Here is a 22,535-nt window from a genome sequence, read left to right on the forward strand (position 1 = left end):
CAGAGCGGCTGCATGTCACGGCAGCAGGTCACCCGTGGGCGGTGCGTCACGATCTGCCAGTGTCTGGCTGCCTGCCGCCGCCCGCGCCCTCGACCGGCTGAGGGGAAACGCGACGCGCGCCCTTGATACGGGCGCGCGCTGTGTCTGTTTGTGACCCTCGCTGGGATCAGGCGACGTTTTCCAGCGTGGCGGCCTGTGTGACCCCCAGTGCATGGCAGATATCGCGGGTCAGGTTTGGCTTGTTGAGCGTGTAAAAGTGCAGGTCTTCGACCCCGCCTTCCATCAGATCGCTGCACAGCTCGGTGCACATTGCGATGGACAGGTCCGCTTCGCGCCCGTCGCGGATTGCCGTTTCATAGGCTGCATCCACCTCGGGTGGGATCACGGTGCCGCAGGCAACGGCGAATTTGCGCACGCCCTTCCAGTTGTCGATGGGCACGATGCCGGGGATGATCGGCGCGGTGATGCCCGCCGCCGCGCAGCGGTCGCGGAAGCGGAAGAAGGTTTCGGCCCCGAAAAAGAACTGAGTGATCGCCGAATGTGCACCGGCGTCGATCTTGCGCTTGAGATACTCAACATCGGCGTTGGCAGACACGGCTTCGGGGTGCGGGTCAGGGTAGGCGCCGACGCGCAGCTTGAATTTGCCGGTCTCGGCCAGTGCTTCGATCAGCTCGATAGAGTTATTGAAGCCTTGGGGGTGCGGCACGAACCCGCCAGAGCCCTTGGGCGGATCGCCGCGCAGGGCCACGAGTTCGGTCACACCTGCCGCAGCATAGCTTTCGGCGATTTCCAGCGTTTCGGCCCGGCTTGCGTCAACGCAGGTCAGGTGCGCCGCGACGTTCAGCCCGTAATTCTTGTGGATCGCGACCACTGCTTCGTGGGTCAGCTTGCGGGTCGTGCCGCCCGCGCCATAGGTCACCGACACGAAGCCGGGATCAAGCGGCGCCAACATGCGCACGGTTTCCGACAACTTGAACGACGCGTCGAGAGATTTCGGCGGGAAGAATTCGAACGAGATGCGGGGCGTGGTCATGGTTTTTTCCTTTTATTTGACGCCTGACATGTCATGAATCGTTTGGTGAGCCAAATTCATAATCCTCAAGAAGATAATGAAGGATCCGCGGGATGTATCTTGAGCTGAAGCATTTGCGGGCTGTGCGCGCGATCCATGAGGCGGGTGGATTGGCCCGCGCGGCGGAGCGCCTGAACCTGACGCAGTCGGCTTTGTCTCATCAAGTCAAAGGCTTGGAGGAAATGGCCGGGGTTGAGCTGTTCCTGCGTAAAGCCAAGCCCATGCGCCTTTCGCCGTCTGGATTGAAACTGCTTCGCCTTGCCGAACGGGTGCTGCCCGAGGTCGAAGCAGTGGAAGATGACCTGCGCGGGGACGAGGCGGGGCGGTCTGGGCGGCTTCATATCGCTATTGAATGCCATGCCTGTTTCGACTGGTTGCTGCCGGTTCTCGAATCATTTCGGAAAACCTGGCCGGATATTGATGTGGATATTCGCCCCGGCCTGAGCTTTGGCGCGTTGCCAGCGCTGGCGCGAGAGGATGTTGATCTGGTGGTGTCGTCTGACCCGCAAGATCTGGACGGGATCGTGTTCTCGCCGCTGTTCGATTATGACGCTGTTTTTGTTGCGTCCAAAACTCATCGGCTGGCGGGTCGCCCTTTTGTTGTGGCCGAAGATTTTCGCGACGAGACGTTGATCACTTATCCGGTGGACCGCGAGCGGCTTGATGTCTTTAGCCAGCTTTTGATGCCAGCGGGCGTTGCGCCGCGCAGCGTGCGCCAAGTGGAATTGACCGCCGTGATCCTGATGCTGGTGGCGTCGAACCGGGGGGTTTCGGTGCTGCCCGATTGGGTCGTGCGGTCAGTACGGGGCAATTCTGATTATGTGATCCGGCCGCTGACCGAGGCCGGGGTGACACGGCGGCTGTTTGCGGCGACGCGGGCGGGGGATGTGGCAAAGCCCTATGTCGCGCAGTTCCTGCGGCTGGCGCGCACAGAGCCTGTGAAGTTGCAGCGCAGTGTCGACGCATGACCTATATTCCCGAACATTTCGCCGAAACGGACCCGGCCGAGATCGCCGCCATTCTGGAAGGGGCGCCACTGGCCTGCATTGTCGGGCAGACGGAGGTGGCTGGGCTGGTTGCGAACCATGTGCCGCTGCTGGCCGGGCCGGATGGCCAGCTGATCGGCCACGTGGCGCAGGCCAACGATATGCACCGTGTCCTGCAGGACGGGCAGGAGGTGCTTGTGATTTTTCGCGGTTTGGATGGCTATGTCTCGCCCAATTACTATCCCACCAAGGCAGAGCATCACCGGCATGTGCCCACATGGAATTATCAGGTGGTGCATATGCGAGGCACGATCCGGTTTCAGCATGAGGTTGCGCGCAAGCGGGCAGCGGTGGGGTTGCTGACCCGGTTGCACGAACGCCGGGTAAATGGCGATGCCGCGTGGCGGATGGCCGATGCGCCGGACGACTATATGGCGGCGATGCTGGAGGCGATTGTGGCCCTGCGCATCGACGTAACGCAGGTGTTGGCCAAGTCCAAGCTGAGCCAGAACCGCGAGGCGGTGGATTTTGCCGGTGCCGTGGACGGAGTGCGCGCCGCAGGGCACGTTGCGTTGGCGGACCGGATGGCGCGGGACCGCTAAGCGCGGCGCGCCCTTGGCAAGCGGTGCGGCGGCGCGTATACGCGCGCCCTGAACAAGGAGCATTCCAATGCAGGGCAGCGCCAACCTGAACATCATGATCAAGGCCGCACGCAGGGCGGGCCGGTCTCTCGTGAAGGATTTTCGCGAGGTGGAGAACCTTCAGGCCACGATGAAGGGGCCGGGCGATTTCGTGTCCAAGGCGGATCTTGCCGCCGAAGCGATGCTGAAAGAAGACCTGATGGGCGCGCGGCCCAGCTATGGCTGGTTGGCCGAAGAGGGCGGCGGCGAAGATGGGGAAGACCCGACGCGCCGCTGGATCGTTGATCCGCTGGATGGCACCACCAACTTTTTGCACGGGATGCCGCATTGGGCCGTCTCCATCGCGCTTGAGCACAAGGGCGAGATTGTCGCCGGTGTTGTGTTTGATGCCGCCAAGGACGAAATGTTCTATGCCGAAAAGGGCAAGGGCGCATGGATGAACAACAGCCAGCGGCTGCGCGTGTCGTCCCGGGCCAAGATGATCGAAGCGGTATTCGCCACTGGCGTGCCGTTTGGCGGCGGTGCGAACCTGCCAACCGTGTTGCAGGATCTGGCGCGTTTGATGCCCCAATGTGCCGGTGTTCGGCGGTGGGGCGTTGCCTCGCTTGATCTGGCCTATGTGGCGGCGGGGCGGTTTGACGGCTATTGGGAGCGCGGTATTCAGCCGTGGGATATGGCCGCGGGACTGGTCATTGCGCGTGAAGCTGGCGGATTTGTCATGCCATTGCACGAAGGGCGCGGCATTTTCGAAGGGCGCGGTGTAATCGCCTGTAACGATCCGTTGTCCAAGCAATTTGTGGAAACGATCCGCAACGTAGACACGTCGGCACCAAAGACCTTTCCGGTCTGACGGACCCGGCAGTTCGCCTAAAAGTTAGACGTCTACCCATTTGGTGTGCGATTTACACCCCTGGCCGTGCCATCGGCGGGGGTGTTCTTTTGCGTTCGCCCTTGCAGGTCGCGCAAAGGGGGCACACAAAGAAGTGCAATCCCGGAACAGGAGCATCGGACGCCATGAAAGTTGTCGTGATGGGGGCTGGCGTGATTGGCGTCACCACCGCGTATTACCTTGCCAAGGGTGGGGCCGATGTGACGGTTCTGGATCGTCAGGATGGGCCCGGCCTTGAAACAAGTTACGCCAACGCGGGCGAGCTGAGCTATGGCATGACCTCGCCCTGGGCTGCGCCGGGCATCCCCATGAAGGCGATCAAGTGGCTGTTCATGAAGCGTCGTCCGTTGTTCATCTGGCCGCTGATCAGCCCGACCATGTGGGCCTGGAGCGTGCAGATGATTCGCAACTGCAACGAAGATTCGTATCGCGTGAACAAGGGCCGCATGGTGCGGGTGTCGAACTATTCGCGGGACGTTTTGCCGGATCTCATCGCCGAGACGGGCATAGAATATGACGGGCGCGAACAAGGCACGTTGCAGTTATTCCGGACGGCCAAACAGATGAAAGGCTCGAAAGCCGATCAGGAGATTTTGGCGGAATACGATTCGCCTTACGAGGTGCTGGGGCGCGACGCATGCATTGCCGTTGAGCCGGCCTTGGCCGAGGTGCGCAACAAGTTCGTCGGCGGTTTGCGGCTGACGGCGGATCGCACGGGCGATTGCCGGATGTTCACCATCGCGCTGGCCGAGAAATGTGCCGAGATGGGCGTTGATTTTCAGTACGGTCAGTCGATCCGCGGAATCGCGACAGAAGGCGGCAAGGTTGTTGGTGTGGACACCGAGATTGCCGGCCGTCTCACGGCGGATGCGTATGTCTGCGCCATGGGAAGCTATGCGCCATCGGTGCTGAACCCTGTGGGGATCAAGTTGCCGATCTATCCGGTGAAGGGCTATTCGGTGACATTGCCGGTAACGGACGATGCGTTTGCACCGCAATCCACGTTGATGGACGAGACGCACAAGGTGGCTATCACGCGGCTTGGAGACCGGATCCGGGTGGCGGGGACGGCTGAGATCGCGGGCTATTCCAACCGGCTGGGGCCGCATGCGACGGATACGGTGCGCCATGTGATTGGCGATTTGTTCCCGAAAGGCGGCGACATTTCCAAGGCCGAAGGCTGGACCGGCTTGCGCCCGATGACCCCCGATGGCACGCCGGTGCTGGGGCCGTCGAAATACGACAACCTGTTCCTGAACACCGGGCACGGCACGCTTGGCTGGACCATGGCATGCGGGTCCGCCCGTGTGGTTGCGGATACGGTTCTGGGCAACAAGCCTGATATTTCGCTCGATGGTCTGACGGCAGAGCGCTACGCCCGCTGATCAGCGGCGTCTGCGGATCACAGGCACCGCGCCGGGGGCTTTCGGCGCGGGCGGTCTGGGCGGGCGCGGCACGTTGGGCACATCGGATTTGATGTACCGATAGCGCGCCGCAGGATGGTCTGGTGCGCCATGTGTTCGTTTCCAAAAGCTGATGCCGCCCCGGCGCAGCCAGGCGGGCACCAACAAGACCATTCCGGTGACGAACCCGCCGGCATGAGCCCAATAGGCCACGCCGCCACCTGTGCCAGCCTGTGAGGTGGCGCCGTTGACGACCTGCATCCCGAACCACAGTCCCAGCATCATCCAGGCAGGAACCGAGATGATCCGGACGATGACAATCAGAAAGATCAGAATGTCGATGCGAGCACGGGGAAACAGCAGCAGGTAGCCGCCCATCACGCCGGCGATCGCGCCCGATGCGCCAACGATCGGAACAGCAGATCCCGGATCGGCCAGCACCTGAAGGGCGCCCGCCCCGATTCCGCTGGCGAAATAGAATGCGGCATAGCCAAGATGACCCAGCAGGTCTTCGACATTGTCCCCGAAGATGTAGAGAAACAACATATTGCCCAGAAGGTGCATCCAGCCGCCATGCAGGAACATGGAGCTCACAAGCGCATGGAAATCCTGCCCGGTGCTGATCTTGGCAGGCACGATGGCCCACATGTCAAAAAACGCCGACAAAGCCGCCATATTCGTTGAGATCGGCAGGTACGATACGAAAATCACAACGTTCGCCACGATCAGCGCGTAGTTCACGTAAGGGCGGCGCGTGGCCGGATTGTGGTCGCGGATCGGAAACATGGGCAACAAGTGCGTCGCCGGGGGGGCTTGGTCAAGGGCGCGGTGCAATTTCCCTCAAGAGCACTGGAATCCCCCGACCAGAGAGGCTAGCAAGAGCGGGCGTGCGGGCGTGATGGAATGGTAGACATACCAGACTTAAAATCTGAGGGGCGTATGCCCGTGCGGGTTCGAGTCCCGCCGCCCGTACCACCATCTGTGCCCTTTGGTGTCGCCCGTTTGCAGGCGGTAGGCGAGCCCCGGCTTGGACCGGGGCCGTGCGAGTTCAGGTCAGTGCGTCGCGGGGGCGGTCGCCCCGGAAGAACGCATCAAGATTGTCGAGCGCCCGAAAGCCCATAGCGTCGCGGGTGCGCACCGTCGCGCTGCCCACATGGGGCATCATGAACACGTTATCAAACCGCGAGAACGCCGGGTTTCCGCCCGGTTCGGTCACGAAACAATCCAGCCCCGCCGCTGCGATATGCCCGCTGTCCAGGGCATCGACCAAGTCGGCCTCCTTGACCAACGCGCCGCGCGCCGTGTTCACGAGGATCGCGCCTTTGGGCAGAGCTGCCAGCGTTTCGGCATTCATCAGCCCTGTGGTTTCCGGAGTTGCCGGGCAATGCAGTGCCAGAAAGTTCGAGATTGGCAGCAGGCTGTCCAGACTGTCGTGATAGGTCGCACCTTGTTCGTCTTCTGGCGAAAGGCGAGAGCGGTTGTAATAGTGGATTTCCATCCCGAAGCCGCGGGCCATGCGTGCAAATGAGCGGCCCACGCGCCCCATGCCGACGATGCCAAGGCGCGCCCCGCTGACTTGCGTGCCGACCATGAAGGCCGGGGACCAGAAATCCCACGCACCTGACCGGACCATGCGGTCGCCAGCCACGGCATGCCGCGCAGCGCCGAGCATCAGCAGCATTGCAATTTCAGCGGTGGCGTCAGACAGAACGTCGGGCGTGTTGGTGACCATGATGCCCTTCGCGCCAAGGGCAGCAAGATCGCAATGGTCGGTGCCGACAGAGTGGTTCGCGACGATCTTAGTGCGCGGATCCATCTGTGCCACTGTGGCGGCGTCGAACCGTTCTGAATGGCAGGGCAGCATGGCATCGACCTTGCTGCTCATTTCGATGATCTGTTGCGGCGTGCCGGCTGTGTCCGTGTCGTTCAGAATAACATCGTAGTCCCGGCGCGCGCGTTCCAGCGTGGCAGCAGACAGGTGCCGCGGCACCCAAAGAGTAGGCTTGTTGGCCATAGATCAGTCTTTCTTGTCGCGCGCAGAGGTCACGAAGTCGTAGCTGACCAGCCCGAAAGTCAGCAGCGCGACCATGGCAAGATCGGGTTCCGGCACTTCCATGACGAGAATGCCGATGAAGGCACCGATGACGATGAAGGCGAGCAGGGCAAGGAGCTTGTTCATTTGGTTTCCTTCGGGGTCAGGGCTGGTCGATCTGTGTGTGCAGCCAGTTGGCGTTGCGCAGCAGGCGGGCGTCATTGCCGCGCGCCGCCACAAGTTGCAGCCCCATGGGCAGCCCGCTGGCAGAGGTGAACGCGGGAATGGTGATCGCGGGGGTTCCGCAAAGTGTCCACAGTCCGTTGAAGATCGCGTCGCCGGTGCTTTTCAACCCTTTTGGGGCAGGACCGGTTGCAGCGGGGCACAGGATGGCGTCGCACCGTTCGAAGATCTCTTCCAGCGCGGCGTTCATGATCTTGGGCATGTCCAGCGCAGACAAGTAATCGCGGGCAAGGACCGTGTTGCCTTCGTCGATTGCCGCGCGCACCTGTGGACCAAGCTGATCGCCCCCATCGCGCCCATATGTGTAGTAACAGCGCGCCATTTCGGCAAAGTTGATCCGCGCACGAATAGTGGCAGCGTTGTCGAAGACCGTGGGAAGCGGGGCGACAAAGGCTTGTTCGCCCAGTTCTTCGGCCAGTTCGTCGAACGCGGCACGGAGGTCGGGATCGGCAGTTTTCCAGCCGGGGGGCTGGACGATAGCAAACACGGGTTTCAGGGGCGGTTCGCTGATCGCGGTGCGGTACAAGTCGGGATGCGGTGCCAGCGTGGTGGCCGGATCTCCGGCGTCGTAGCCGAACAGAACCTCGGCCAGCATCGCGGCCTCTGCGGGCGAACGTGCGAACACGCCCACCGTGTCAAGGCTGGGTGACTGCGGAAGAACCCCGCGGCGCGGGATGGCGCCAAAGGTGGGTTTGTAGCCCGTCACGCCGCAGAACGATGCGGGGCGGATCACCGAACCGCCGGTCTGGGTGCCAATGGCAAGGGGCACCATTGCCGCCGCAACAGCCGCTGCTGACCCCTGCGATGACCCGCCGGGTGTATGCGCCAGGTTATGGGGATTGCGGGTTGGGCCCGGGTCCATGAAGGCAAGTTGCGTTGTCACCGTTTTACCGATGATGATCGCACCAGCCGCCTTGAGGCGTTCTGTTACAAACGCATCGTGCATGGGTTTGCGCCCGGCATCCAGTACGCTGCCGTTTTCCGTGGGGATGCCGACTGTGTCGATGACATCCTTCAGGGCGATGGGCAGCCCGTGGAGCGGCCCTGTGGGCCGCCCCCGCAGGCGATGTTCGTCCAGCGCGGCGGCCTGTTTGCGGGCATGCTCTGGGTCGATCCAAGCAAATGCCTGAACCTCCGGTTCACGTTCCGCGATCTGGGCCAGATATGCCTCAAGAAGGTCAATGGCCCGGATCGCGCCGGTCGCGAGCCTGTCCCGAAGGGTGCAGGCGTCAATCGCCAGAAGGTTGGTGCGATCAAGAGCCATAGAATGCTTCCGGAAGATAGAACACGATCTGCGGGAACACGTACATCAGGACCATGGCGACGATCACGCAGAACAGGAAGGGCATACACCCGGCGAAGATCTGCGTCAGCTTTACCTCTGGGGGCGCGATGCCCTTTAGATAATAGGCTGACATGGCCATAGGCGGCGTCAGGAAGCTGGTCTGCAGGTTCAGCGCGACAAGCACACCGAAAAACAGCGGATCAATTTCGAAGAACACCAGCAACGGCAAGAAGATCGGCACGAAGATGATGATGATCTCGGACCATTCCAGCGGCCAGCCCAGCAAGAAGATGATGAGCTGTGCCATGATCAGGAACTGGATTGGCGTCAGGTCCATGCTTTGCACGAACTCCGAAATAACGTGTTCACCGCCCAGATATGAAAACACCGCCGAGAAGGTGTAGGAGCCAACGAACAGCCAGCAGACCATCGCGGTGGTGCGTAGCGTGAGATACACGCTTTCACGCAGGCGTTGCCACGTCATGGCGCGATAGATGAAGGCAAGCAGGATGCCGCCAAGTGCACCGATGGATGCGGCTTCGGTAGGGGTAGCAAGACCGAACAAAATAGAGCCAAGCACCGCGAAGATCAGGAAGGCGAGTGGAACAAAGGATGTCGCGATCATGATGAGCAGTTTGCCCATTGGAACATCGGGGACTTCGTCGTTGGTGGGGCGCGGCGCGACCGATGGCTGAATGATCGATCGGCCAACGACATACACCAGATAAAGACCCACAAGCGTCAGACCCGGCAATAGCGCCCCGGCGTACAGCCGCACGATGGACACGTTTGAGGCAGCCGCATAGACGATCAGCATGATCGACGGGGGGATCAGAATACCGAGGGTTCCGCCGGCGCAGATGATGCCGCTGGCAAACGATTTATCATAGCGCGCCTTGAGCATAGCGGGCAGGGCGAGAAGGCCCATCAAGGTCACAACGGCGCCAACGATGCCGGTTGCAGTCGCGAACAGTGCGCAGGTGATCAGGGCGGCCACGCCCATCGATCCTGGCACGTTCTTTGAAGCAATGTTGAGGGTGGTGAACAGACGATCCACAATGTTCGACCGTTCCACGATATAGCCCATGAACAGGAACAGTGGCACGGCTGTCAGAACTTCGTTCGACATGACCGTGTAGGTTTGGTTCACGAACAAATCGAATATTCGGTTGTTCAAGAAGCCGTCTAAATAGGCTGTCGTACTTTCCCACCACCCCGCGTCCTCATCGAGACGGAAATAGTCGCGCCACATACGACGTTCTTCGAAATAGGCGTAGTAGCCAAAGCCGATGCCCATGGCCATCAAGGTGAACGCGATCGGAAATCCCAGAAACACGAAGACGATGAACAGCCCAAGCATCATAAGGGCGATTTGGGGATCGGTCATGGATGCGCGTCCTTTTCGGCCTTGGCGGCCTGTTGCATAAGCAGGTCTTCGGTTTCGAAGACGTCTTCGTCGGCGGCGATCCATTCATTGGTGCGGATTGCAATAATGCAGCGGAAAACCTGCGCAACGCCTTGGATGAACAACAAGATACCGGCTGCCACGATCACGGTTTTGAACTGGTAGATCGGGATGCCCGCCGGGCTGTTTACCGAAACTTCGCCGTAACCCCATGACCGTGCAGCATATTTCCAGCCTGCCATGATCAAGGCGGTGACGCCGGGAAAGAAGAAGATAATGTAGAGAACAAGATCAACTTTAGCCTGATTTCTGGGCTGCCAAAGGCGGTAGAGGAAGTCGCCGCGTACATGCCCGCCGCGCGACAGCGTGTAAGCCCCGCCCATCATGAACAGAGATCCGTACATGATGAAGGACACATCAAGCGCCCAGGATGTCGGACTGTTCAGAACATAGCGCACGAAAACTTCGTAGCCGGTGCCTGCAGCCATAAAGATGATGAGCCAAGCGAACGCCTTTCCGAACCACGCGGATAAGCTGTCAGCAAACCGTATATAACCGATCACGGGGATGTCTCCGGATGTAAGGGAAACCCCGGCGGTGAAGCCGCCGGGGTGCAAATGTCTTTACGACAAGGCTAGGCTCACATTTTGAGTTTGCCGGGGAAGTAGTGGTTGTACGCCAAGGCGTAATCTGGTGCGTTCATCAGTTCGTAGAACGTCACCTGCTCAACCCAGGCACGCTGGCTGTCGAGACATTTCTTCATGAACGGATCTGCTTCCAGATCGGGAATCAGCTTGTCCCAAGCTGCGATTTGAGCATCGAGAATGTCTTTCGACGTCCGGTGTACGGTCACGCCGGCTTCTTCCTGAAGCCACTTGAGGTCTGCGGAATAGCGGCGCATCGCCTTTGCGGTGTTCGCTGTCGACACAGCTTCGACCGAGTGGATCATGATGGCGCGCAGATCTGGGTCCAGCTCTTCCATGAAGAATTTGGAGAACAGGAATTCAAAGCTTTCCGACGCCTGGTGATAGGACGACAGGTAGTAGTTCTTGGCCACGTCCTGTGCGCCGAAGTCTTTGTCGGACGACGGGTTGTTGAATTCGAACGCATCGATGACGCCGCGTTCCATCGCAGGCACGATTTCGCCGCCGGGAAGCTGTGCGACCGACATGCCCATGGACTGCAGAAGGTCTGCCGCAAGGCCAACTGTCCGGTATTTGAAACCGTCCAGGTCAGCGGCAGTGTTCACTTCTTCTTTGAACCAACCGAAGGGCTGTGCAAACATTGGGAAGCCAAGGTAGCCTTCGACGTCGAGGCCCATGATGTCCTGCGTAAGTTCGTCATAAAGCTCCTTGCCGCCGCCTTCATAGAACCAGCTGAGCATGGTTGTTGCAGAGCCGCCGAAAACCGGGCCGGTGCCGAAGAGTGACGCTGCTTTGTTCTTGCCGTACCAATACACAGGCACAGAGTGAGCGGCGTCGAGAACGCCGTCATTCACAGCATCAAGCACTTGGAATGCCGCAACGACTGCGCCCGCTGGCAGCAGATCAACCTTAAGCCGTCCGCCCGACATTGCTTCGACGCGGTCAGCATAGTCTTTGGCAAAATCTTGCCAGATGTTGGATGCCGACCAAGAGGTCTGCATCTTAACGATCTGCGGTGCCTGCGCCAGTACGGCCGGAGCCGCGAGTGCGCCGACGGACGCGCCGCCCGCAAGTGCGCTTTTGCGCAGGAACGAGCGCCGATTGATGGATTTGGTTGTCATTTTCTTCCTCCCTGAAGACGTGTCCGGTATTTTCCGTCACGTTGCACGGCTTGTCAGAGCGCCGCGATAAATAGTTTAGCGCCTCCACGCCTGCGAGAATTGGTAACACGATCTATCCAAAATACAAGCCGCGCTGGCGCTATTGTATACAAAGTTTTGCATCTTGCGCTGCCATGGCCCTCTGGTTGTATTTTAGATGTGCCCCCCTTCCGACGGCGCGGTCCGCATACAGCGCCTGACTTCATGATAGCCGGGAACTGCTGCGTTTCAATTGTTACCTTCTTCAATGCATGAGCAAGATCGGCGCCCAATTGTTTGGGCAGATGGGCGCATATCTCGGGTGTGTTGCGCCGCGCTCTTGGTGCCGCAGATTTGCGCGCCTCATTGCAAACCGTGGCGGCTTTGCTATGAGGCGCGGGATCAACGCGTCGAAGTTCGGAGTGCAGCCATGGACCATTTTCTATACCGCAACGGCGTGCTGCATGCTGAGGACGTGCCGTTGGCCGAGATTGCAGCTCAGGTGGGCACCCCGTTCTATTGCTATTCGGCGGCCACGTTGCTGCGCCACTATCGTCTGTTCGACGAAGCGCTGGACGGGATGGATCATCTTGTGTGCTTTGCAATGAAGTCGAATTCCAATCAGGCCATCTTGCGCCTGTTGGGCGATGCGGGCGCGGGCATGGATGTGGTGTCCGGCGGCGAATATGCGCGGGCGCGTGCTGCTGGCATTCCGGGCGAACGGATCGTGTTTTCCGGCGTCGGCAAGACCCGGCTTGAGATGCGCACCGCGTTGGAAGGCGGGATTCGTCAGTTCAACGTCGAATCAGAGCCAGAGCTTGAACGCTTGTCCGAAGTTGCCAGCAGTCTTGGCCTGACAGCGCCGATCACCTTGCGGGTCAACCCCGATGTGGACGCCAAGACCCACGCGAAAATTGCAACGGGCAAATCCGAGAATAAATTCGGCATTCCGATTGCACGTGCGCGCGAGGTGTATGCCTTGGCTGGGCGCCTGCCGGGGATCGATGTGATTGGGATCGACGTGCATATCGGCAGCCAACTGACAGATTTGGAACCTTTCGAAGCCGCGTATCGGAAGGTGGCTGAGTTGACCCGCGTCCTGCGCGAAGATGGGCACAACATTCGCCGCCTCGATCTGGGGGGTGGACTTGGGATTCCTTACACGCGGTCGAACGAAGCTCCGCCATTGCCACGTGAATACGGCGCGCTGATTCAGCGGACGGTTGGCGATCTGGGGTGTGAGATCGAGATTGAGCCGGGCCGTTTGATTTCCGGCAATGCCGGGGTGTTGGTGTCAGAGGTGGTGTATCTGAAATCGGGCGAGGGGCGTGAATTTCTGATCCTGGATGCCGCCATGAATGATTTGGTGCGTCCGTCGATGTACGATGCGCACCATGACATTGTCCCGCTGGTGGAGCCTGAACCCGGCGCGGCACAGCGCCCCTTTGATGTGGTCGGGCCGGTCTGCGAGACGGGCGACACCTTTGCGCGGGGGCGCGACATGGCCGCCCTTGGTGAGGGGGATCTAGTCGCCTTTCGCTCCGCCGGAGCGTACGGGGCTGTTATGGCCTCCGAGTATAACTCGCGCCCGCTGGTGCCTGAAGTGCTTGTGCAGGGGGATCAGTGGGCAGTGATCCGGCCCCGGCCCAGCATCGAAGAGATGATCGCGCGGGATACGGTGCCGGATTGGCTGGGCGCTGAACTGGACTAGGGCTCTGCCGCTCGGTGCCTGCATTCTTGGCAAAGCATCGGAAAACCACCGCTTGAATGGCCGGTGTTGCGCATTGTGAACACGCCCCCCCTTTGACGTTGCCGCTTTGCGAGATACCATCACAGGGCGATCTATTCCGGTCGCACTGTCGGAGTCTTGCATGCCAGACCCTTCGAGACGTCCATTTGACCCGATCCGCCGTGTTCGCGGACCGCTATTATTGACTCGGATCGGCATTGGCGCCGAAAACCTGACGCGTGCATTTTGGCCGTTTTGGGCAATCTTGTTACTGTCGCTGGCCGCCGTGCTGCTACGGCTGCCAACGCTCTTGCCGCTAGAAATGTTCTGGGCGTCCGTCTTGGCATGTACCGGCGGGCTGCTTTGGAGCCTGTGGCGCGGTGTGCGACTGTTCCGCTGGCCGACCGCTGCGGATGCCGAGCAGCGGCTTGATTCCACGATTGAGGGCAGGCCACTCAGCGCATTGGCCGACAGGCAAGCCATCGGTGCCGGGGATCCTGCATCGGAAATGGTGTGGAAGGCGCATATTCGCCGCATGACGCTTCGATTGGCCGAAGCGCGCCCGGTGCACCCCGATTTGCGGCTCTCGCGCTTTGACAGATTTGGTTTGCGCTATGTGGCGCTGACCTTGTTCGTCGTCGCAGCCTTGTTCGGCTCGTTTTGGCGGTTGGACACGGCCATGCCGACAACGGTGACCGGCTCTGTTCCAGTCGCTGTTGGGCCAAGCTGGGAAGGGTGGATTGAACCGCCTGCCTATACTGGCCAACCCAGTCTCTACCTTGCCGATATTCCGCCCGGCCCGCTGACCGTGCCGGCAGGCAGCCGTGTTGATCTGCGTCTTTATGGGGAAGTGGGGGCCTTGACCGTCGCCGAAACGGTCTCGAGCCGGACCGGGGAAGTGGACAGTGCTGCTGAACCTGTCCACAGTTTCGAGATCGCAAAACCCGGCACATTGGAAATTATGGGGCCGAATGGGGCGGCGTGGGACATTGAGCTTGCGCTTGATACCCCGCCGCAAATTGCGCCAGAGGGCGAAGTGCAGCGCACCGCATCGGGCGAGATGACTCAACCCTTCTCGGCGCAGGATGATTTCGGCGTTGTGAACGCGCGGGCCACCATTCGTCTTGATCTGGAAGCCGTGCCGCGCCGCTTTGGGCTGGTTGCTGAGCCTGATCCGCGCGATCCGATAGAGTTGGAGCTGCCGCTGCCTATTACCGGGGTGCGCACGGCCTTTACCGAAGCGTTGGTCGAGGACTTTTCAAAGCACCCTTTTGCGAATTTACCTGTGACCATTGTATTCGAGGCTGAGGATGCGGCGGGACAGATTGGTCAGGCCGAGGCGCTGAGCCTGAATGCATTACCGGGGCGTCGGTTCTTTGACCCGCTCGCCAAATCCATCATCGAGCAACGCCGTGACTTGTTGTGGGCGCGCGTGAATGGTCCGCGGGTGGCCCGGCTTTTACGAGCTGTGTCGAACCGGCCCGAAGAGATTTTCACGGTCGAGTCGGACTATTTGCGCACCCGCTTCATCGTGCGCCAGCTTGAGGCATTTGGCGCTGAAGGGCCGGGCGATGAGGACCGCGCTGAAATCGCCGAAGCCATGTGGGAGCTTGCCCTCAGGATCGAAGAAGGCGACTTGTCCGATGCGATGGCTCGCCTGCGCCGCGCGCAGGAGCGCCTGTCCGAAGCCATGAAAGACGGCGCCACCGACGAGGAAATCGCCGAGTTGATGCAAGAACTTCGCGAGGCGATGGCGGATGTGATGCGCCAGATGGCCGAGCAGATGCAAAATCAGAATATGCCGCAGCAGGACATGGCCGACATGCAAGAGCTGTCAGGGCAGGATCTGGAAGATTTGTTGCAGCAATTGCAGGAGTTGATGGAACAGGGCCGCATGGACGAGGCGCAGGCGCTTCTGGATCAACTCGCGCAGATGATGCAAAATATGCAGATGGCTCAGGGCGGGCAACAAGGGCAGTCCAGTCCGGGCCAACAGGCGCTTCAGGGGCTGCAGGAAACCCTGCGCGATCAACAGGATTTGTCCGACGAATCGTTTCAGGGTATGCAGGGTCAACAAGGCCAGCAGGGCCAGCAGGGGCAACAAGGTCAAGGTGGTCAGCAAGGGCAGGGCCAACAGGGGCAAGGCCAGCAAGGGCAAGGGCAGGGCCAACAGGGGCAAGGCCAGGGCCAACAAGGACAGGGCCAACAGCCGGGCCAAAGCCTGAGCGATCAGCTTGCCGATCGTCAGCGCGCTTTGAGCAACGAATTGGAACGCCAGCGCGACGGTTTGCCGGGCATCGGCCCCGGATCAGACGAGGCGCGCCGTTCCCTTGACGAGGCTGGGCGCGCAATGGACAACGCGGAAGATGCGCTGCGCAGCGATGATCTTGCCGGTGCCATGGAAAGTCAGGCCGAGGCGATGGATCGTCTTCGGGATGGCATCCAGAGCCTTGGCGAAGAACTGGCGGAAAATCAGCAGCAAGGTCAGGGTCAGCAAGGGCAGTCCGCCGGGACCGGTGGGCAAAACGGTCGCCGTGATCCGTTGGGCCGCGATCAGGGCGGTGAAGGTCGGCTGGGAACCCGCGATAACATTCTTCAGAATGAAGACGTGTATCGCCGCGCCCAAGACTTGCTGGAGGAACTGCGCCGCAGATCTGGCGAGCAGGCGCGCCCGGAAGAAGAGCTGGATTATCTGCGCCGTCTGCTCGACCGCTTTTAGAACGGCCTAGGCTTCTGTGTCGGGCAAGACACTGCGCATGAAATCGACCAGAAATGTCTGCACGCGATCCCCTTGCGCCAGGATGTCGGCCGCAAACGGGAAGCGAGCTTGGCCGTTTAAGTCGGCGGCCAAGAGATAGAGAGCCAGAGCAGCGCAGCACAGACCGGCGGTGCCGACAAAGCCCAACCGAAAGCCGCGCTGCCGACGTTTCTCTGCGACCAAGGCCAGTTCTGCCGGGTGCGTGACCACCGGAAGATCGCGCCCCGGTTTGCTTGGGTGCCACTCAGGTCGCGGAAGCGCATCCAGAAAAGGGGGCTGCGGGTCGCGTTGAGAGGCGCGTGGGTCTTCCACCAAGCCGTCATCACCGCTTGGGGTTGGTGCGTCCGACGATGGGTTCAGCCGTTCGGCGGCGGCAAGTCGCGCAAGGCGCCCGCGCGCACCGGTGTCTTGCGGGTGAGAGGACGTCTGCGCTTCGTCGCCCGGCGGTGTTCTTTTGGCCTGTCTGGCGCGCACTTCGACGTCTGCTTCTTCGCGCAGGATATCAAGGACGGCCGGGTCTATCTTGCGTCGGGGCAGGTCGTCAGAGGCCTGCGCCTGTGGGGCCTGCTCTTGGGGGGGATCGGGCAACGGCTGTGCCATTGCGGACCGATCAGGCTTGACAGTTGCCTTGGCGGTCGGCGCCTTTGACTGCGCGCTTGGACTGCGCAACAGGAACCACGCCGTCCCGCAGGATGAACACTGTACGTCGCGGCCCGGATCGCGCACCGCCCGGTCGGGAATTTCATAGGCGGTCCCGCATTCGGGGCATTCGATCCGCATGCCTGCCAGTCCTTGCCTGTTGTTACCGCGCCAGCCTATCAGCCCGCGCTGGCGGCGCAAAGCCGCCCTGCGCTTGAACCGAGAGGTCCGCTCAGGCACAAGCGTTGCATCCATGGTGCGCAACACGCGCTGCAATCAAAGGCCAAACCTGTATGATCCTTCTGCGCTATGCCGCTTCGCTGATCTTTATCGGGCAGATGTACCTGGCCATTCCGGTGATCGGTGCCCTCTACATCCCCTGGGCTTTGTGGGACCGGCGCGGTGCAATCGCGGGAATGCAGGCGTATTGCAAATATGTGCGGTTCACCGCGTGGCTGTTCTGCGGGCTGAAGTCAGAGGTGCGTGGCCCGGTGCCCACTGGCGAGGTTCTCGTGGCATCGAAGCATCAGAGCTTTTTTGACACGATTATTCTGACCTCGGTTTTGCCGCGCCCCAAGTTCATCATGAAAACGGAATTGCGGCGCGCCCCTGTGGTGGGGTGGTATGCAATGCGCATCGGCTGCGTTCCTGTTGACAGGGGGCGGCGTGGACAGGCTGTGACCAGATTGCTGTCTGATGTTGCAGCGGGCCAATCCTTGCCAGGACAGTTGGTGATTTATCCGCAGGGCACGCGCGTCGCTGCGGGGGCGAAAAAGCCTTACAAGATTGGGACAGCTCTGTTGTATCGCCAAAGTGGGCAGCCGTGCGTTCCAGTGGCCACGAATGTTGGGCTTTTCTGGCCGCGTAAGGCGGTGTTGCGGAAACCCGGTGTGGCCGTGATAGAGTTTTTGCCAACGATTGAACCGGGTCTTGAAACTGCCGACTTCATGAGTGAAATCGAATCGACCATAGAATCTGCTTCAGACCGCCTGTCGCAAGAAGCGGCGCGTCGTTAGGTAACTGTTTGCTTATTTTTTGCGCACGATGCGGGTAATTTTGGCCTATCGTCCAAGTCCATTTACCCCGGTAACGGAAATGCAAGAAAAATTTGCGTTAAAGGGCCAAACGCACAGTTCACCGAGGCCTTTGTCATGTTAGAAAGGGAAATACTCGGCGGATTTTCGCTGATGGAGTTGTGATGCATACTTTTAGGCCGCCCTTTAAAACAGTTCGCCGCTTCTGTGCTCTTGCAGTTTTTCTGGGTGCGCAGGGTGCGGCGCAGGCTCAAGAACCAGGTGAATTTGGTATCAATCTTGGGGTCAGCACACTTGGCCCGACGATCGAAGGCACCTATCGAATTTCAGACAAGCTTGGTGTGCGGGTGCCCGCAGGGTATTTTGGCGGCGATTTTGACACGTCGGAAGACGGAATAGACTATGATCTGAATGCCAGCATTGGCGGGATCGGTCTTTTGGCGGACTATTACCCGCTGAGCGGTGGCCTGCGTCTGTCCGGCGGAGCGTTCCTGAGCAAATATGAAGCAGACGGCACGGGGCAAGGCAGCGGGCAAATCGGTGACACGATTTACAACAATATCGACCTGGCATTTGATGCTGAGGCTGAGAATTATGTCATGCCGACGCTGTCACTGGGATATGACGGGTCCATTGGGCAGCGTTGGACCCTGTCGGCGGATCTGGGTGCCATGTACACAGGCGGGTTCGATGTGACCCTTCAGGACCGTTCTGGGCAGGTGTCACAGTCTGATATTGACGCCGAGATCGCGAATATCGAAGGCGATGCGCCTGATTTCATTCCCTATGTAAAACTGTCCGTCGGTTTCAGGTTCTGATTCGAAACTTCGCAAGCGCGCGAGTCGGACTGTCGCTGGGTTTGGCCCCGGACAGCACTTTTAAACGTGAGGCGATCATCCGGCCAACGACATCTTACCCATATCAAGGTACTTGCGCCGTCGATCAGCCACGAGCTGTGCGCGATCCTTGCCATCCAGTTGTGACAGCATCCGCGCAATTTCTTGACCGACCCGCGCGATTGTCGCCGCCCGATCACGTTGCGCACCGCCGATTGGTTCGGGAATGATCACATCGGCAACGCCAAGCTGGCGCAAGTCTTGAGCGGTCAAGCGCAGCGCTTCAGCGGCTTCGCGCATCTTGTCAGCGTTTTTCCAAAGGATGCTGGCGCAGCCTTCGGGTGAAATAACCGAATAGACAGAGTGTTCGAGCATCGCCAAACGATTGGCCGTCGCAAAGGCGACCGCGCCACCCGACCCGCCTTCGCCAATTATGACAGAAACCAGCGGGACGCCGATTTGCAGGCAAGCTTCGGTGGACCGGGCTATGGCTTCTGATTGGCCACGTTCTTCGGCACCTTTGCCAGGATAAGCGCCGGGTGTATCCACAAGTGTCACGACAGGCAGGCCAAACCGGTCCGCCATTTTCATCAGGCGCACCGCCTTACGGTATCCTTCAGGGCGGGCCATGCCGAAATTATGCTTTAGGCGCGTCGCAGTATCGTGCCCCTTTTCGTGGGCAATCACCACAACCGGAATGTCATTGAACCGGGCAAGACCGCCGAGCACAGCGTGATCGTCGGCAAAGTTCCGGTCGCCCGCAAGGGGTGTGTATTCCGTGAACAATTCTGCAATGTAGTCTTTTCCGTTCGGGCGATCCGGGTGCCGCGCCACTTGGCATTTTCGCCAAGGCGTCAATTTCTTGTAGATATCCTTGAGAAGTTCAGCGGCCTTGCGGTCAAGCGCAGCTGCCTCTGTTTCGACATCCATTTCTTCATTGGCCCGCGCCATGGCCCGCAATTCGTTTGCTTTTCCCTCAATCTCTGCGAGGGGTTTTTCGAAATCGAGATAATGGTTCATTGGGCGGATCCAAATCGTGTCAACGCAGCGTATATGGACGCTGCGCTGCAGTTATGCAATCGGGCCGACGCGGTTTGCGATCTGCCCCGTCTGTGTCATTCCACAGTGATGGTGATTTCTTCCGACATCACCGGCGGGTCATGGGGCACGTGGCTATAGTCGCCAAGCAGCAATCGCAGGGTGTGCGTGCCAGCAGGCAGGTCCTTTGTCACTTCGGTCTGGCCGCCGCCAAAGTGCACCACTTGGTCGCTTGCTGGAAGGCTGGTCGTCATGTCCACGTCGCTTGGGTCGATGTTGATCAACAAATGATGGTGCCCAGTGTTGTCCACATCGTACCCAGCTGGCGCAACGCCCATACCGCTCAAACCGAATTGAATGGTGACCGGATTTGACACGGTTGCCCCATCACTAGGGGAGATAAAATAGACGGTTGCGCCTTCGGGGGCAGGGGTCTGCTGTGCAATGGCTGGCATTGCCAGCGCACAGGCGGCAAGCAAGGTCGCGGTAAAGGTGTGTTTCATTGGTGTCCTCCCGGTTGATCTGACCACTTTCGGGCCATGAGTCAGGGTAGCGTGGGGAGAGAAACACTCAAGCTTTGCGTGCGCTGCAAACAAAAGGGGCGGCACCAAGGCCGCCCCAAATTCGTCTGTTTCGGAGGATCAGCCCGCGATCATTTCGGACTGGCGCACAATCACCTCGGCTTGCTTGATCGATGCGATGTCCACGAGACGCCCTTTGTAGACCGTCGCGCCTTCGCCATTTGCCTTTGCAACTTCCATGGCGGCAAGGATTTCGCGCGCTTCGCTGACTGCGGCGTCGGATGGGGTGAAGACCTCATTCGCCAACGCGATCTGCTTGGGGTGGATCGCCCATTTGCCGACCATACCCAGCGTCGCCGACCGCAAAGCTTGGGCGCGATAGCCCTCGTCATCGCTGAAATCGCCAAACGGGCCATCGACTGGCAACACGCCATGTGTGCGGCAGGCGGCGACGATGGCGGTCTGTGCCCAGTGCCAAGGGTCGGACCAATGCTTGGTTCCGTCCCGAAGCATGTAATAGTTTTCCTGCGTGCCGCCGATGCCTGTGGTTTGCATCCCCATGGAGGCAGCGAAATCAGCTGCGCCGAGGCTCATGGCCTGCATGCGCGGCGATGCGGCGGCGATGGCTTCGCAATGGGCGATGCCTGCCGCGCTTTCGATGATGACTTCGAAACCGATTTTCTTGGTGCGGCCCTTGGCGCGCTCGATCGCGGTGACCAGCGCATCCACGGCATACACGTCTTCCGCGCACCCGACTTTTGGAATCATGATGATGTCCAGCCGTTCAGAAGCCTGTTCCAGCAGATCGACCACGTCACGATACCAATAAGGCGTATCCAGCGAGTTGATGCGGACGCTGATTGTCTTGTTGCCCCAATCGACCGTATTGATCGCTTCGATCACGTTGGCGCGGGCGATGTCCTTGTCGGTTGGCGCGACCGAATCTTCGAGATCAAGGTTGATCACGTCCGCAGCGCTGGCCGCCATCTTGGCAAACAATTTGGTGTTTGATCCGGGCCCGAACAATTGGCACCGGTTGGGACGCGCCACAGGCTGCGGCTGGAGGCGAAAACTCATGTTGGCACCTTTCGGGTTCTATAGTTGCGTGAACATTTGCCGCTTGGATAGATTGTTGCGCAATGCTGCGCAAGCATTGTTTTGTTGCGGCGCAGCATCTTGCCGGGCTGTCCAATTCCGTACATCTCTGACAGCGTCGGTCCGAAAGGAGTCTTACCATGATCCGAACCCCTTACTTACTGTTTCTCGGCGATGCGCCAGACCCGCTTGCGGCAAAAGTGGCGCAGGGTATCCGCGACTGGCGTCCCGACTTTTGCGTTGGGCAGCTACGGTTGCCGGGCTGCAAGGCGGACATGCGCTTGCCCGATATGACACTGACCGATGCGCGGGCTGCTGGCGCTGAAACACTGGTGATTGGCGTCGCAAATCGCGGCGGAAAAATCTCTCCTGCCTGGACTGAAGTTTTGGTGGCGGCTCTTGAGGCCGGGTTCGATCTGGCGTCGGGGCTGCACACACTGTTGCGCGATGCGCCTGCCTTGGTCGAAGCTGCGGCGCGCACAGGGCGCACCTTGCATGATGTTCGGGTGCCGTCGGTTGAGTACCCGATCGCGGACGGCGTGAAACGGACCGGAAAGCGGTGCCTTGCGGTGGGAACCGACTGTTCTGTCGGCAAGATGTACACCGCGATTGCGATGGAAGCCGAGATGCGCAATCGGGACATGTCGGCCACGTTCCGCGCCACGGGGCAGACCGGCATTCTTATCACTGGGGACGGGGTCCCGCTTGATGCCGTGATTGCGGATTTCATGGCAGGGGCGGTGGAATGGCTGACGCCGGACAATGACCCGGACCATTGGGATCTGATCGAGGGGCAGGGCAGCCTGTTCCACGTGTCCTATTCCGGCGTGACCATGGCGTTGATCCATGGCGGCCAGCCTGATGCATTGATCCTGTGCGATGAGCCAACGCGCGAACATATGCGCGGGTTGCCAACCTATACTGCGCCATCGCTTGAGGTTCTGCGCGATACGGCGCTGGGGCTTGCGCAGGTGGCCAATCCGGCATGCCGCGTGGTCGGTATTTCGGTGAACACCCAGCACATGTCAGAAGCTGACGCGCTGGCGCATTTGGCCGAAGTCGAGGCCCGGATGGGCTTGCCTGCTGTCGATCCGTATCGGCAGGGCGCGGCGCGCTTGGTCGATGCGCTGGCGGCGGTCTGATCCG

21 protein-coding genes and 1 tRNA gene are annotated in these 22,535 nt (G+C 60.1%); 10 read left to right on the plus strand and 12 right to left on the minus strand.

Annotated features, from left to right (window positions below; genetic code table 11):
- Positions 1 to 166: 166 nt before the first annotated feature.
- Positions 167 to 1,033: a methylenetetrahydrofolate reductase [NAD(P)H] gene (gene metF / locus E2L05_RS10225; RefSeq protein WP_133342814.1), complete on the minus strand. Its 867-nt coding sequence runs from the start codon at positions 1,031 to 1,033 to the stop codon at positions 167 to 169.
- A 92-nt stretch (positions 1,034 to 1,125) separates the two neighbouring features.
- On the opposite strand from metF, the gene E2L05_RS10230 reads away from it, so the two are divergent.
- From E2L05_RS10230 to E2L05_RS10245, 4 genes are all read left to right on the plus strand, one after another.
- Positions 1,126 to 2,040, plus strand: a complete 915-nt coding sequence (locus E2L05_RS10230; RefSeq protein ID WP_133342815.1) for a LysR family transcriptional regulator — start codon at positions 1,126 to 1,128, stop codon at positions 2,038 to 2,040.
- A complete protein-coding gene (locus E2L05_RS10235) occupies positions 2,037 to 2,660 on the plus strand; it encodes an FMN-binding negative transcriptional regulator (protein ID WP_133342816.1) in 624 nt (207 codons plus the stop codon). Before E2L05_RS10230 ends, E2L05_RS10235 begins: the two co-directional genes overlap by 4 nt.
- A gap of 67 nt (positions 2,661 to 2,727) precedes the next feature.
- Positions 2,728 to 3,549 (plus strand): inositol monophosphatase family protein, encoded by an 822-nt coding sequence (locus E2L05_RS10240; protein ID WP_133342817.1) that lies wholly within the window; start codon positions 2,728 to 2,730, stop codon positions 3,547 to 3,549.
- A gap of 164 nt (positions 3,550 to 3,713) precedes the next feature.
- Positions 3,714 to 4,973: a D-amino acid dehydrogenase gene (locus E2L05_RS10245; protein ID WP_133342818.1), complete on the plus strand. Its 1,260-nt coding sequence runs from the start codon at positions 3,714 to 3,716 to the stop codon at positions 4,971 to 4,973.
- Here the strand turns inward: E2L05_RS10245 and E2L05_RS10250 are convergent, their stop codons facing one another.
- Positions 4,974 to 5,777 (minus strand): rhomboid family intramembrane serine protease, encoded by an 804-nt coding sequence (locus E2L05_RS10250; protein ID WP_133342878.1) that lies wholly within the window; start codon positions 5,775 to 5,777, stop codon positions 4,974 to 4,976.
- A gap of 103 nt (positions 5,778 to 5,880) precedes the next feature.
- On the opposite strand from E2L05_RS10250, the gene E2L05_RS10255 reads away from it, so the two are divergent.
- A tRNA-Leu gene (locus E2L05_RS10255) sits at positions 5,881 to 5,966 on the plus strand.
- A gap of 73 nt (positions 5,967 to 6,039) precedes the next feature.
- Here the strand turns inward: E2L05_RS10255 and E2L05_RS10260 are convergent.
- From E2L05_RS10260 to E2L05_RS10280, 6 genes are all read right to left on the minus strand, one after another.
- Positions 6,040 to 7,005, minus strand: a complete 966-nt coding sequence (locus tag E2L05_RS10260; protein WP_133342819.1) for a 2-hydroxyacid dehydrogenase — start codon at positions 7,003 to 7,005, stop codon at positions 6,040 to 6,042.
- Positions 7,006 to 7,008: 3 nt separating this feature from the next.
- Positions 7,009 to 7,170, minus strand: coding sequence for a hypothetical protein (locus E2L05_RS20775; RefSeq protein WP_164685229.1), 162 nt, complete (start codon positions 7,168 to 7,170; stop codon positions 7,009 to 7,011).
- Positions 7,171 to 7,186: 16 nt separating this feature from the next.
- Complete coding sequence (locus E2L05_RS10265) at positions 7,187 to 8,530, minus strand: amidase (RefSeq protein ID WP_133342820.1); 1,344 nt, start codon at positions 8,528 to 8,530, stop codon at positions 7,187 to 7,189.
- Positions 8,520 to 9,938 (minus strand): TRAP transporter large permease, encoded by a 1,419-nt coding sequence (locus E2L05_RS10270; RefSeq protein WP_133342821.1) that lies wholly within the window; start codon positions 9,936 to 9,938, stop codon positions 8,520 to 8,522. The genes E2L05_RS10265 and E2L05_RS10270 overlap by 11 nt, the downstream gene beginning before the upstream one ends.
- The gene (locus E2L05_RS10275) at positions 9,935 to 10,519 is read right to left on the minus strand and encodes a TRAP transporter small permease subunit (RefSeq protein WP_133342822.1); all 585 of its coding nucleotides are present in this window, start codon (positions 10,517 to 10,519) and stop codon (positions 9,935 to 9,937) included. Before E2L05_RS10275 ends, E2L05_RS10270 begins: the two co-directional genes overlap by 4 nt.
- Before the next feature lie 77 nt (positions 10,520 to 10,596).
- A complete protein-coding gene (locus E2L05_RS10280; RefSeq protein WP_133342823.1) occupies positions 10,597 to 11,721 on the minus strand; it encodes a TRAP transporter substrate-binding protein in 1,125 nt (374 codons plus the stop codon).
- Between the two features lie 448 nt (positions 11,722 to 12,169).
- On the opposite strand from E2L05_RS10280, the gene lysA reads away from it, so the two are divergent.
- A complete protein-coding gene (gene lysA, locus E2L05_RS10285) occupies positions 12,170 to 13,450 on the plus strand; it encodes a diaminopimelate decarboxylase (protein WP_133342824.1) in 1,281 nt (426 codons plus the stop codon).
- A gap of 160 nt (positions 13,451 to 13,610) precedes the next feature.
- On the plus strand, positions 13,611 to 16,187 hold the full coding sequence (locus tag E2L05_RS10290; protein WP_133342825.1) for a TIGR02302 family protein: 2,577 nt from the start codon (positions 13,611 to 13,613) through the stop codon (positions 16,185 to 16,187).
- A 6-nt stretch (positions 16,188 to 16,193) separates the two neighbouring features.
- Here E2L05_RS10290 and E2L05_RS10295 read toward each other — a convergent pair whose 3' ends face one another.
- Positions 16,194 to 17,120, minus strand: coding sequence for a zinc-ribbon domain-containing protein (locus tag E2L05_RS10295; protein WP_133342826.1), 927 nt, complete (start codon positions 17,118 to 17,120; stop codon positions 16,194 to 16,196).
- A gap of 38 nt (positions 17,121 to 17,158) precedes the next feature.
- Here E2L05_RS10295 and E2L05_RS10300 point away from each other — a divergent pair, with 38 nt between their 5' ends.
- Both E2L05_RS10300 and E2L05_RS10305 read left to right on the plus strand, forming a co-directional pair.
- Positions 17,159 to 17,881, plus strand: coding sequence for a lysophospholipid acyltransferase family protein (locus tag E2L05_RS10300; RefSeq protein ID WP_133342827.1), 723 nt, complete (start codon positions 17,159 to 17,161; stop codon positions 17,879 to 17,881).
- Positions 17,882 to 18,063: 182 nt separating this feature from the next.
- Positions 18,064 to 18,717 carry a hypothetical protein gene (locus E2L05_RS10305; RefSeq protein WP_133342828.1) on the plus strand — a complete coding sequence of 218 codons (654 nt, stop codon included), beginning with the start codon at positions 18,064 to 18,066 and terminating at the stop codon, positions 18,715 to 18,717.
- 75 nt (positions 18,718 to 18,792) lie between these two features.
- Here the strand turns inward: E2L05_RS10305 and E2L05_RS10310 are convergent, their stop codons facing one another.
- From E2L05_RS10310 to E2L05_RS10320, 3 genes are all read right to left on the minus strand, one after another.
- Positions 18,793 to 19,755 (minus strand): acetyl-CoA carboxylase carboxyltransferase subunit alpha, encoded by a 963-nt coding sequence (locus tag E2L05_RS10310; protein ID WP_133342829.1) that lies wholly within the window; start codon positions 19,753 to 19,755, stop codon positions 18,793 to 18,795.
- A 95-nt stretch (positions 19,756 to 19,850) separates the two neighbouring features.
- Positions 19,851 to 20,276, minus strand: coding sequence for a DUF4399 domain-containing protein (locus E2L05_RS10315; RefSeq protein WP_133342830.1), 426 nt, complete (start codon positions 20,274 to 20,276; stop codon positions 19,851 to 19,853).
- Between the two features lie 138 nt (positions 20,277 to 20,414).
- Complete coding sequence (locus E2L05_RS10320; protein WP_133342831.1) at positions 20,415 to 21,371, minus strand: L-malyl-CoA/beta-methylmalyl-CoA lyase; 957 nt, start codon at positions 21,369 to 21,371, stop codon at positions 20,415 to 20,417.
- Between the two features lie 158 nt (positions 21,372 to 21,529).
- Between E2L05_RS10320 and dgcN the strand changes: the two genes are divergently transcribed.
- Complete coding sequence (gene dgcN, locus E2L05_RS10325; RefSeq protein ID WP_133342832.1) at positions 21,530 to 22,531, plus strand: N-acetyltransferase DgcN; 1,002 nt, start codon at positions 21,530 to 21,532, stop codon at positions 22,529 to 22,531.
- Positions 22,532 to 22,535: the final 4 nt, after the last annotated feature.

Origin of the sequence: Meridianimarinicoccus aquatilis, assembly GCF_004358675.1 — a bacterium.
GTDB lineage: Bacteria > Pseudomonadota > Alphaproteobacteria > Rhodobacterales > Rhodobacteraceae > Meridianimarinicoccus > Meridianimarinicoccus aquatilis.